Here is an 11982-nt window from a genome sequence, read left to right as displayed (position 1 = left end):
ATCAGTAGCAAGGTTCTGGGTAGACGCACCATGCTAGCCACAAATCTAATCATAAATCCTTACCAAGAGTGAACTTGGGTCAATCTGCCTTTTAGTTAGCCATCATAATCACTGTCAATCTCAATATCGAGAGTTTCTTGATCTACCCTTACATACAAAATATTTGGACGACAGCAGACTTGACAATCTTCGATATAGGATTGCTGTTCACCAGCGCTTAGATCTACAAAGGTCAAAATGGTTTCACCATAATAGGCACAGGAATATTGAGCAGTCTCTTGCATTCACTACAGAATTTTCTTTGAGTGTAGCAATAATTGTATTGGGTCAGGACTGACGGAGATCACAACTGACCTATGAAATCGGTAACTGATAAATTGGGATGCTGATGGTTTGTTGTTGAGTGCTTTGTTATTGAGTGGTTTGTTGTTGAGGTTTAACGGTTGACGGTTGACGGTTGACGGTTGATGGTCAACCATGAACAAAAATTCAATTTATAACAGCTGATGAGTAAAGCATCTCCATCGTTACCACCAGGATGCATTTTCCGCCCTGCCTGTGCCAAGGATACCTGGGCAATTCTTAAATTAATTCTGATTGCTAAACTAGAGCCTACCCAGTTACGTTGGACCCAGTTTCGGGTGATTGAATTTGAGGGGCGTGTGGTGGCTTGTGGACAATTGCGCAACTTTCCCGATGCCCAAGAATTGGGGAGTTTGGTTGTGGCACCTAAGTGGCGCAATCGGGGCTTGGGGAGTTATCTGATGGAAAATTTAATCAAAGAGGCTGAGTTCCCTCTTTATCTCGAATGTATGGGTTGGCTGACGCCGTTTTACACCCGTTTCGGTTTTGTGTCAGTATCCTGGCAAGACTTACCTAAATCCCTTAAATTTAAGTTTGGCTTGTCCAAACTAGCCACTACACTATTCCGTATTCCTCTATCGATCATGACCTACCAACCAAAGGATGAAGGATGAAGGCACCTCAAGTAGCTTGGCCTATGGCCAAGGCCAAGGCTGAATTTTTTGGCATCCATGGTTTTTGTCTTCAGACTTTATACTTTGTATCGAGCTATTGTATGCAGCTATAAAATAAGCAGTATTGGAAGCAGCCAGCCGCCTATGGCAACCGCCGCATTTTTTCAAGGTATATTAGGAGCTTCGAGTTTGGCATTGGGAGCCTTAGTTGGGGTTTTCTGGCAGCCGAACCGCACTGTTTCTGCTGCCATCATGGCATTTGGTAGTGGAACCTTAATTTGTGCGATCGCATTTGAAATCACCATACCTGCTTACGAAAATGGTGGATTTTTACCCCTCCTGCTAGGATTCCTAGTGGGGGGTAGCCTGTTTACTGGAATCACCACATATATCGACCAGCACGGTGGTTTTCTACGCAAACCTGCCTCTAGTCGTCGCTATTTAATTGAGCATACTCAGGAACAGGTATCCGATGTACTTAATCGCATTGCCCACGTGGAGGTGATGCAAAATATTCCCTCCCAGGAAAAGCACGCTATTGTTCCCTACCTCAAACCAGTCTATGCTCAACCTGGAGACATTCTTTGTCAGGAGGGAGCCCCTGGTGATCACCTGTATATGATTGTGGACGGAAAAGCGGAAGTCTTCAGAGGTGAAAAATTAATTAATACTATGGGTTCAGGGGAAGTATTTGGTGAAGTGTCATTGCTCACGGGAGAACCCCGTTCAGCCACTGTTATTGCCCAAACTCCCATGGAGTTATATCAACTACACCAAGAACATTTTAATCATGTGCTGAGTTGGTCTCCCCACTTAGCTTGGGCTCTCAGCCGTTCCTTAGCACGCCGACTCCAATTTGCCACTGACTCTAGGGTGGCCGTAGAACATAAGTTAGACCGTTGGCGACAACAGTTGATTGCTCAAGCAGAACTGGATCTATTAATTAGAGAAGATCCAGCTATACTAGAAAAATTAGTTAAGAATTCTGCTCCTTTTGCTATTGTCATCGGTACCTTGATTGACAATATTCCTGAATCTGCGGTTATCGGTATGAATGCTGGGGACTCTCACTTCAGCTTGTCATTTTTACTAGCAGTTTTTATTTCCAATTTCCCAGAAGCATTATCCAGTGCTACTGGGATGAAACAAGCTGGAACTAAAACCACTCAGATTCTTGGGTTATGGATGGGGGCGGTGATGCTGTGCGGAATCTGTGCAGTGGCAGGTCATGTTTTAGAAAGCCATACCCCAGAATTATTCATAGCCTTAGCTCAGGCTACTGCTGGTGGAGCAATTTTGGCAATGTTGGCTAGCACCATGATGCCAGAAGCCTATGAATTGGGAGGCAGTTCCGTTGTCTTATCCACGATTATGGGGTTTCTGTTCGCATTTTTCATGTCATCCATGAGCTGAGTTCTGAGTCCTGAGTTGCTGAATTTCGGTATTGATTGGTTTTTTATTTTGCCTTGAACCTTGTACCTTAAACCTTAAACCTTCAACCTTCAACCTTCAACCTTCAACCTTCAACCTTCAACCTTAAACTTTCAACCTTCTGCATTTGGTGATGAATCACTAGATTTGATATCTAACCAAGCTCGGATTTCTTCAACTAACCAATTCAATTCAGCTTCTGGTAATTGTTCGCCAAAGATGTAGGTTTGGGATTTTTGACCAAAGGGTGATGGTCGTTCTACCTGAGTAGTGATCGCAATCCCCCGATGGTATCTACCTTGTGCATCCCTATAGGCAGTAATATAAACCTCTTTAATTTGTGAATTTTCTCCTCGATCCCATTTTTTGCGGCTCAAAGATGCCTTAGTAATTTCAAATTTTTTGTTATCAAAACAAATACGAACTGCCTCAGAAAAGTCTTTTTCTGAGTTTAATGATGTTATCCACATCACTAAAAAAATTGGGATAGCTAAAGGCAGTAATGATACTGGAATTGCTAACAAAATTACTAATATTTGAAGAATAAGGTGCTTAAATAAGTCAAGTAAAATTGCTACGACTACTCCCAACCCAACACCAACTAATATCCGGTGTTGCCTAGACTTTTCTAAGGTCTTGAACCGCTGTAGTGAGTAAGAAAATACCCCCTTTAGCACCCCTCTAGCTTGTTTTAGGGCATGTTTGAGGGGTTTGAACACTATCATTTCCCAGTGGGAGGGGATATCAATGATCAGTTGTTCTGCTGATTTATGGATACGGACAACAGTGTCTGGCAGACCAGTTGGGGAGGTGTTGTTTGATGGAACCACTGGGTTAGTGTATAGCGCTTCAGTAGCTTGTTTAGCATCACTGAAGCGACGCTCCACAGCTGGTTCTGTAATTTTCTCTAGCCAGGTCACTAAGCCAGGCTCAACAGTAGAACCGAGTAGTTGACGAAATTGAATCCGCAAATTTTCCTGAGGTAACTCAGCAGGTGCCACTCCAGTCAGCAGTTCAATCAAGGTGACCCCTAAGGCATACAAATCAGAAGCAGGCACAGCTTGACCCCCAAACTGTTCCATGGGAGTATAACCATAGGTTCCCACCACTGTAAATGTGGCACCCGCAGTAGTTGGTTGAGCCTGCACTGCTCCAAAATCGATTAAATATACCTGCTCATCCTCACCCCAAATTAGATTGCTGGGCTTGATATCTCGGTGTAAGACTGGGGGGTTGAGCTGATGTAAGTACTGAAGAATTTTTAAAATATCAGCTGCGATAGTATTTACCTGCTGCTGAGAGAATCTAAACCCTTGAGACTGTTGTTGTTTCAGGGATAGACCAGGGATATACTCCTGAACCAGTCCAAACCACAGGATACTCTCATCGAGGGAAAAATAATCCCGATACTTGGGAATCCGAGGATGATCCAGTTGTTTGAGAATTTGCGCTTCCCGCTCAAATAGTTTCAAATCGTCCCATTGTACGGGACCACCTAAAGCCAAAAGCTTGACTACGACTTGCGTGTCAGACTCGGAATCCAGTGCTAGCCAAGTCTGGCGCACTGGATTGTCATTCAGCTGCTGCTGGAGGTAATAGCGATTTTGGAGGAGTTTCCCAGATTCTAGCATAGTGTAGTAGGCGTTGAAGCCAGTTCTTTTACTATAGCTTTTGGTGAATACAACTTACTATAAAGAAAAAGCCTTGTGAATAAGAGCAAGCAACCATGTCCTGTAGCAGTTACAGAAGTATTGGGGCGGTTGCTAATATATTGTTTGTCAAAAAATTCTGATTCCCCTAAATCCCTCTGGCTGAATAACCCCCTTCCGTCCGCCTTAAAAAGGCAGAGCTGTTTCAAGGGGTGCTAGGAAGGAGATAAGATACAGGAAGCTCTTAGTTGTTAAAATTTGCTTTATACACAGTCTATATTAAATATAATAGTAAGTACGTTTTAGGTAATTTTATTGTTGAAATTTAAGTTTTGATGATAACGATATTAACAATTAAACTATGTAAAAATGAAATTATTGCTCCAGTAAATATTCCTAAATACCTATTGTAATGGATAAGATAAGATGAGCAAGAATAATTTTTACCAAGGCTGGCTATTCTCTTGAGAGGATATCTGAAAAGTTTTTTGATACTGAATTTTGCACCCCTAGCCCCCCAAATTGGGTGCATCTCATATTTGTAAAAAAGATCTCAAGTGTGGGGCCCGGGCGCGGGGCGGGGGCGCGGGGAGTGTGGGAATTTTCTCCCGAATTTTTGCCTAATTGCAAAACTGAGATGCACCCCCCAAGCGAGGGATTGCTCGCTTGGGGGGAACAAGAATCAATTTGCTGGTAAAAGTCCCCCGAGCGAGGGATTGCTCGCTCGGGGGACCCACGGGGGCTTTTATGTAGCAAATGATACTTCTCAGAGGTTGTCTGAGAAGGCACAACAAATTGAATTGGCTTTAAGAAAGCAAGTTTCGACTCTGGATGGTGTATTTATATAAACAAGGGGATAAGTATGAAATTATAATAATGACAGGAACAGAAATCCATCAACCACCCTCACGGTTATTCAGTTGTTAAGGCGCGAAACCTTGCCACTTGTCCCTGAGTATGATATTTTACTTAAATGCTTATCGATACTGATTTAAAGCCAGCAAATCGCACACCATTTACCGCAGCATAACTTCTGGCGGGTGTTGTAATTTGTTTTTACCTGGTATTCGGTGTCGCACCTCTAGCCTCAAGGCCATTAGACTTGGTTTCTTAGGAACCGATTCTTGTTGGGTTCCAGAAGACAAAGATACTGAAGAGAATGTGAAATTATTCTTATGATTACTCACTCGGTACCCAGTAACTGGCGACTCAAGCCAGGTTATCTGAGCTATAGTGGCTCTCAGTTTGAGTCCGTTCACATTCTTTTGGGACGGTTTTTGGCCGATCGCCATTCGTCTAATCCTCTATCGACTCGCTCTTTACTGTCCGAGAATCCCAGCTGTGAATGGGGCAAGGGGCAGCCATTCGAAAAAGTGATCGACTCTCATTCCCAGCCTTCATATTGTGGCAAATAGTGCTTTGTATTGGCTGATCCAGCTCCCTGATGCTGTTGAAATTTTGTGCTCGACGGCGGATGATGATGAGGTTTTGACAGAGTGTTCTGCGACTTGCATCAATTACAGAGATTTTGAAAGTAAAACCGTTCGGCGATCGTTTACCTGTCAGTTTCATCCCGAATTGCTGGCAGATCTGCGGGTGGTGGGCTTGCGGCAGCCCCCCTCCTATGAAGAGCTGAAGCAGGATGATGGGGTACGGCTATTTGCACGTTTGTTGTATGCCGGGATGCAGGAATAGCGATCTCAATTCTACAGGCAGACAGCTCGATCATCTATCTCGTATTAGATTGGTGTGTTAGCGGTAGCATAACGCGCCCTACAAGAGGCCAATCGAGCTGAAAAAGGGGTGGCTGTTCTAATTAGTAAAGTGTTAGGTTTTTTTTGATAGTGGCTAAAACGAACATGAACCAGGTAACGGTACCTGGTTCATGGCTATACTTATTCAACAAAATATCTAGCTAGGGTTTACAGAGTCTTACAGCCGACGCTCAACAAAAAAGTATATTCCTCCATTACTTACTTTCCTGAGTGGTTTGGCTTTTGATGTTTTAACAGTTTGGCTAGCCTAAGACGCTGAATAAAGATACTTCAGATCATGAGCACTAGCTAGTTAAAACATCGACCAATTAGGGCTAGACATGGTTTTAGTTGTCTTGAGTAGGTGGGAATTAAACTGAATTACTCCCATTCATGATTATTTAACGCCTACCCTACCCTACCTGTCTTGTTAATCTCTACGACTAAGTTTCTAGGGCTGTAAGTTTTTCAGGACAGGAGGCACAGTCCTGAATTGCGATTGGTTTGTGTGCCTATTTATGAATGTATCAACTTGGCCGAACTTTTGGTAGGCTCTGTTCAGAGAAATTTGCTTAACTTAAACTTTGTTTAAAAAGCCTATGAATTCGTAACATTGGACAAATCCTATAGGACTTACGCCCCAAACCAGGTTATTGATGGTAATTACACCGATTTCAGCCTTTGACTGATAAGAGAAACCGGGTTTTAAGGGTCTTGGTGTCTAAGTCCTTTATTAAATTGATTGGAGAATATTCCACCCTCAGTAACTCTTCCGGAATCGAATTTGATCATGGGTATAGGGGTAAATGGGTAAATTAGGGCATGGGATGATATAGATTTTCGTTTGATTCATATGTTCAGCATTTTGTTAGCTTGTATTAGTTGACCAACGCTCTAAGGGAAAATCTGTCCAAAATTGATTAAATTTTCTCATCACCTGTCCTAGGTAGTGCCAATGGTTAACTGGAAGTGGAAGGCACAGCAATTTGGCAAAATAAAAATGAGGGGTGACACCCCTCATTGAATCTGCTATATTGTGATTATTTGACATCTCCCCCGGTTAAAACACGGGGGATTCTACAAGGTTGTTACGAGGCGGGTTGAAACCGCGCCTCTCCACTTCTTGTTCGGTATAAACCGATGTGGGAGTGTCAAACTCCCCTACCCACCTTGGTCAGAATTTAATCTAACTGTGTGGCTACTTTTTGGCATCAATTGCCTAGCAATTTCACGTCATACCTCTTTTTTTTGACGGTTTCCATCATTTGGGTTTTTCACCATTTTTTTTAGAGGCTGTCGGAGTCAAGGTAAGACGTAATACTTGTTTATTACTATAATCTTAGCAGATTTCTGCCTCAATGACTTGACTAAATGAAAACCGAAAGACTAATGATTAGGATTACTAGCTTCGAGAAACGACAACTAAAACAAGAGGCCGAACGGCGCGGCTTGAAGTTACCGTAAGAGAGGGCACAGACGCGCGCCTTGAAGAGGGTAGCCAGGCGACCCACTCTTACGGTTTCGTCTCCGGAATGACTCAGTCTGAATTGATCTCAAGCTTAATAGCCAGACTACCCGAACCCAAGTTAACGGATACGGCGGGTTAAAACCCGTCGCGTCCGGAGACGAAACCGATAGATAGGGTCGCCTTTATGGGTGAACGCGCCCCGCGTGGCCTACGGCCAATCTCTCTTGCATAAAAGGGTTAAATTTTTTGTAATAAGGCGACCCTATCCTTACGGTAACTTCTAACCGTTTCATCCTCCCTTTAAAAAAGGGAGGCTCTCACGTTCCCGGATTTTTTGGTAGATGCACCCTGATGATCAAGAGAGCTTGAAGACGGCTCTCTTATTTTTTTTGGGGAAAGGGATCGATGCAGGATATCTCAAAAGCTGTGTGTACTCATTCAAAAACAACGCCAAACAAAAAACGCAAAATAAACAACGCAAAATAAACAACGCAAAACTAGCGAATGCGATCGCATACTCTGTATATATAGCAGTCGCCAGGGTAATTAGGACATGACAAAAGTCTCAAACTACAGTTTGGCTTGAGTTTAACTTCTGACTTCTGACTTCTGACTTCTGACTTCTGCTATATCTGTATATCTAATCAGGTATGAGAGGATGGGGGGTGAGTTTTCTGATTCCTCCACCCCTGCTCTAGGTGAAATTTATCCTCTTGCGTAAAAAGGAAAGACTTGGGTGATAACTATATAGGTGCATCCCAGATTGACTTGAGCAAGTTGTGATGAGGAAATAAACATGAAAAAAGCACTATTAATCGGAGCTTTATTGGCCCAGACTACAATATTTGGTGCGAGTAAAGCCCTGGCTCAGGTTCCTGATTGGGTGATGGATGGAGCAGGATGTGTTCCCATTGATTCTGCTATACAACAAGACCTTTATCTGATCACGGCGGGACGGATTAAGTTCAAACCAGGAAAAACCGGTTCAATTACTGTCATTTGTCCAGTGTCTGTTAATGTTAAAAGTGCCAACAACATTAGTGTTTCCTACCGTGATTCGACGGGAAGAAGTACGAATGCTCGTGTCACAGCAGCACTACGACGCATTAGAAAGCGTGATGGTGCTGTTAATACTGTCTCTGGATTAGTTTTTAATTCGGATACCAGAAGCGAAACTGCTTATACCTTCCAGGGAAGTTCAACCAGTAGTGAATCAGGTCATACCTTTGACCATTTCAATTACTACTACTATGTGCAGACTTCCCTGGTTCGGAGAAGCTCAAGCAATATCGTCGAGTTTGGTGGAGTTGAGCTAGGAAGAGTTATTTTTTAAGTCTGATCTCAATAGCACCCTCGTTAACGCTGAAACTTTGACTAAATAAGCGATGGAGTCGAGTCCGGTTAATCACTTCGTCTTTAGGTAAATCGTTAATTATTAATCGTTAATTATTAATTGACGAACAACTAAAAATGATAAGTAGTCAACCGGACATGATCTGACCAGCAATATTAAATCAATACGTCTTCTACAATCATTTCATTTAAAGTTTTCAATAAATCCCGCTCATTGTAAGGCTTAGAAAAATATGCAGATGCGCCTAAAGTCATGGCTAGTTTCCGATGTTTAGAACCACTCCGGGAGGTGAGCATAATAATGGGTAAGGTCTTTAAGCTCGGCTCTTCTTTGACCCGAGTTAAAAAGCCGTAGCCATCCAGCCGGGGCATTTCGATGTCACAAATAATGGCTTTCACCTCTAATCCCCGAAGCAGTTTTTCTATCCCATCCTGACCATCTTTGGCATGTTCTACAATATACCCAGCTTTTTCTAACCCCAATGCCAACATCCGGCGCACGTTAATCGAGTCGTCAATAATTAAGATAGTGTCTTTGGTACTTGGTTGTATCCCGAGGGAGGGAGGTTGTTGCTCCACAAATCCCTTTGAGGTGGAGCAATGTTGTGGGGATAAACTCTCTAGGTTACTGGTGCGCTGACAACTGATTATCCAGCGTACCATGGCATTGGCGTCTACCAGGGGAACCACTCGACCGTTGCCGAGAATGGTACAGCCGCTAAATCCATCAGGTAACCCTAGGGTTCCTTCTACTTGACGCACGGTAACTTCTCGCTCTCCCCAGGAGCGGTCTACACACAGGCCGATTAATTGCTCGGCTTGATTGATAATTAGAATAGTAGGTTCGTTAATGCTCGGGGTTTCTTCTAGGGTGGTGACCCGACGGCGACAGTAAAATTTCAGCCACTTTTTCAGGCGAATCAGGGACACCATTTTCCCTTGCCAGTTTATGACTTCGTTGCCTAGGGTGGTTAAGATTTGCTGGGATTTCAGCATCAGCATCTCTTGAATCACGTCGATGGGAAATGCCAAGAGCATACCGTTACTTTCCACTAAAAGGATGCGTGCTACCGATAGGGTAAAGGGGACGGTGAGGGTAAAGGTCGTTCCCCAACCGGGTTGGGTATCGACTCGGATATCCCCCCGGATTTGCTTGAGGTTGTTGCGCACTACATCCATCCCCACACCACGACCAGATAGGTCGGTGACTTGATCAGCGGTACTAAATCCGGGTTCAAAAATCAGGGACAGCAATTCCTGGTCACTGGCGCTGGCGAGCAGCTCCTGGTCTAATCCCATTTCCTCTGCTCTGGCTCGGATTTTGCTTAAATTAATGCCTTTGCCATCATCACGGAGGGTAAGCTGGGTCTGATTCCCTCTGTGGGTGGCTTTGATTTCAATAGTTCCCTTTGGCGGTTTCCCCATAGCCTGACGGGTGCTAGGGTCTTCAATGCCGTGGTCGAAGGCATTGCGCAATAAATGCATTAGGGGGTCACTCAGGGTTTCCAGGATGGTGCGGTCAATCAGGGTACCTTTCCCCATTACCTTCAGTTCTACTTGTTTGCCATGCTCGACACACAAGTCCCGCAAAGCTCGGGAAAATCGTCCCACTAAATCAGATAAGGGACGCATCCGAACCTGAGTAAGATTGGTTTGCAGCTGCTTGGCGGTTTTGTTTAATTCATGGGCAATGCTATCAGTATCGTCTAGGGTCAATTCCAAGTCGCTGGTAACTTCTTCAATTTGAACAATGGTTTCCATCACCTCCCTTGATAGCAGGTGCAAGTCGCTGTAGGAATCCATCTCTAAGGCATCAAACCCTTGAACAGTAATAGCTAGGGAAGCAGGGGAAGCAGGGGAAGTGTCAGAAGCGGCGGGAGAAGATACAGAAGATGGCAGGAAAAGTCCCTCAGATTTGCTGGTTTCCCCATCCCCCTGTCTTGCTGCCATTCCTCTTGGGGTGGCAATCTGGTCATAAGATGTGCGCAGCTTGTGATTGGAAGCTTCGAGAATATTGACCCGGCGGCTGAGGTTGTCTACTAGGGTGCGCAGTCGTCCCAGTTGCAGCGAAAGACCATTGCGCTCGATAGTCAGTTCTCCAAACAAGTCATTTAGTCGATCCAACTGTCGCACAGGAATGCGCACAGTATTTTCCTGGTGTGGGTCTTTTGAGGAGTCTTCCTGATTGTTCTCCCTCAGGAAGATGGGTTCAGGGGAAGGGGGGGAAGACAAGGGAGGGGGAGAAGACAAGGCAGAGGGGGAAGAGAAGGCAGAGGGGGAAGAGATGTTGAGATTGCTATCCACCCATTGAAATACCTTTACTTCCCCTTGGTCTGGCTGGTCTGGCTGGTCTGGCTGGTCTGGCTGGTCTGGCTGGTCTTCTTGGTCTTCTTGGTCTGGCTGGTCTGGCTGGTCTGGCTGGTCTGGCTGGTCTTCTTGGTCTGGCTGGTCTGCCTCATCCCCTTGTCCGACTAGTTCTGGCTGATCGGTTTCCAATTCCCCAACTAATATAGCTTCCTCTGCCACCCCTGGGTCTGTAACTCCTCCTTCATTCTCCTGAAACTCCCTAGGTTCCAGGCGGCGGGGTAAATGAGTCAGTTGACCTACCAGTACCAAAGCCTGGGATTGCCGCCACACCATTAGAGCTTGTTGGGCGATCGCTTCCACTTGGTGTGGGGCAGCTTCTAGCTGGTGATTGATGTCTTCGCACAACTGGCTAAAAGCCTCAAGCTGCAGCATTTCGCCTAACCCGCCTAATTCTTGAGCCATGATGGACACTTCTTCAAGCAAGCAGGGTCTTTCGGGGTCTGCTAACACCCCTTCTAGGCGAGCTAGACACCCTTCCACTTCTGTTTCAAACAGCATGGCAGTCACATTAGTGCCATCCTCTGCTCCTAGCATAGTCGTAGCATCATCTGCGACCGGGTCCCCTAGAATCTCGTGCAGTTGATCAAATACTGGGTTAGCTATGGTTTCTAGCCACTGGCAGTCTACCCGATTGCCCTGGCGGTTGATATCAAGTACCTGGCGCAGACAGTCTACCCCCTGTAGGAGTAGAGTTTCGAGTTGGTTTTCGATTGCGATCGCATTTTTCTTAGCCTTGAGAACTTTAAATGAATCCTCTAAGCGGTGAGTTAGGTGACTCAAGGTGCCATATCCCATCATCCCAGCTCCCCCTTTGACAGAATGAACTGCTCGCAGAATCCCATCCATTTTCTGACTATCAATGGGAGCGCTGGCTAAACCCAGCAGCACCGATTCAATGGTATCTAAGTATTCCTTTGCCTCTTCGAGAAACTGTAGCTGAATTTCCAGTTCTTTGTCCTGTGACATGTGTAGTGGTTAGTGGT

At 44.8% G+C, this 11982-nt stretch carries 7 protein-coding genes and 1 pseudogene; 5 read left to right on the top strand and 3 right to left on the bottom strand.

The annotated features are described in order from the left end of the window. Positions 1 to 95: 95 nt before the first annotated feature. The gene (locus tag LYNGBM3L_RS07945; RefSeq protein WP_008181174.1) at positions 96 to 284 is read right to left on the bottom strand and encodes a CPXCG motif-containing cysteine-rich protein; all 189 of its coding nucleotides are present in this window, start codon (positions 282 to 284) and stop codon (positions 96 to 98) included. A gap of 222 nt (positions 285 to 506) precedes the next feature. Here LYNGBM3L_RS07945 and LYNGBM3L_RS07940 point away from each other — a divergent pair, with 222 nt between their 5' ends. Both LYNGBM3L_RS07940 and LYNGBM3L_RS07935 read left to right on the top strand, forming a co-directional pair. Beyond that, the gene (locus LYNGBM3L_RS07940) at positions 507 to 977 is read left to right on the top strand and encodes a GNAT family N-acetyltransferase (RefSeq protein WP_008181172.1); all 471 of its coding nucleotides are present in this window, start codon (positions 507 to 509) and stop codon (positions 975 to 977) included. A 144-nt stretch (positions 978 to 1121) separates the two neighbouring features. Next, positions 1122 to 2390 (top strand): cyclic nucleotide-binding domain-containing protein, encoded by a 1269-nt coding sequence (locus LYNGBM3L_RS07935; RefSeq protein ID WP_008181167.1) that lies wholly within the window; start codon positions 1122 to 1124, stop codon positions 2388 to 2390. 131 nt (positions 2391 to 2521) lie between these two features. On the opposite strand, the gene LYNGBM3L_RS34740 is transcribed toward LYNGBM3L_RS07935, so the two are convergent. Beyond that, a complete protein-coding gene (locus tag LYNGBM3L_RS34740) occupies positions 2522 to 4039 on the bottom strand; it encodes a serine/threonine protein kinase (protein ID WP_008181165.1) in 1518 nt (505 codons plus the stop codon). 1193 nt (positions 4040 to 5232) lie between these two features. On the opposite strand from LYNGBM3L_RS34740, the gene LYNGBM3L_RS47090 reads away from it, so the two are divergent. The 3 genes and pseudogenes from LYNGBM3L_RS47090 (at position 5233) to LYNGBM3L_RS07910 (ending at position 8612) form a co-directional block, all read left to right on the top strand. Further along, positions 5233 to 5472: a hypothetical protein gene (locus LYNGBM3L_RS47090; protein WP_143764198.1), complete on the top strand. Its 240-nt coding sequence runs from the start codon at positions 5233 to 5235 to the stop codon at positions 5470 to 5472. After that, a pseudogene (locus tag LYNGBM3L_RS07920) lies at positions 5441 to 5752 on the top strand (hypothetical protein); the annotation flags it as partial. The gene LYNGBM3L_RS47090 and the pseudogene LYNGBM3L_RS07920, both read left to right, overlap by 32 nt. A 2323-nt stretch (positions 5753 to 8075) precedes the next feature. Beyond that, positions 8076 to 8612: a hypothetical protein gene (locus LYNGBM3L_RS07910; RefSeq protein WP_008181158.1), complete on the top strand. Its 537-nt coding sequence runs from the start codon at positions 8076 to 8078 to the stop codon at positions 8610 to 8612. Positions 8613 to 8788: 176 nt separating this feature from the next. Here the strand turns inward: LYNGBM3L_RS07910 and LYNGBM3L_RS07905 are convergent, their stop codons facing one another. Then, complete coding sequence (locus LYNGBM3L_RS07905) at positions 8789 to 11965, bottom strand: hybrid sensor histidine kinase/response regulator (RefSeq protein ID WP_008181157.1); 3177 nt, start codon at positions 11963 to 11965, stop codon at positions 8789 to 8791. Positions 11966 to 11982: the final 17 nt, after the last annotated feature.

The organism is Moorena producens 3L (assembly GCF_000211815.1).
Lineage (GTDB): Bacteria > Cyanobacteriota > Cyanobacteriia > Cyanobacteriales > Coleofasciculaceae > Moorena > Moorena producens.
This window is presented reverse-complemented; position numbering and strand designations above follow the sequence as displayed.

Coding starts and splice junctions, on each gene's coding strand:
- LYNGBM3L_RS07945 (WP_008181174.1), bottom strand. CDS start 284: ATGCAAGAGACTGCTCAATATTCCTGTGCCTATTATGGTGAAACCATT.
- LYNGBM3L_RS07940 (WP_008181172.1), top strand. CDS start 507: ATGAGTAAAGCATCTCCATCGTTACCACCAGGATGCATTTTCCGCCCT.
- LYNGBM3L_RS07935 (WP_008181167.1), top strand. CDS start 1,122: ATGGCAACCGCCGCATTTTTTCAAGGTATATTAGGAGCTTCGAGTTTG.
- LYNGBM3L_RS34740 (WP_008181165.1), bottom strand. CDS start 4,039: ATGCTAGAATCTGGGAAACTCCTCCAAAATCGCTATTACCTCCAGCAG.
- LYNGBM3L_RS47090 (WP_143764198.1), top strand. CDS start 5,233: ATGATTACTCACTCGGTACCCAGTAACTGGCGACTCAAGCCAGGTTAT.
- LYNGBM3L_RS07910 (WP_008181158.1), top strand. CDS start 8,076: ATGAAAAAAGCACTATTAATCGGAGCTTTATTGGCCCAGACTACAATA.
- LYNGBM3L_RS07905 (WP_008181157.1), bottom strand. CDS start 11,965: ATGTCACAGGACAAAGAACTGGAAATTCAGCTACAGTTTCTCGAAGAG.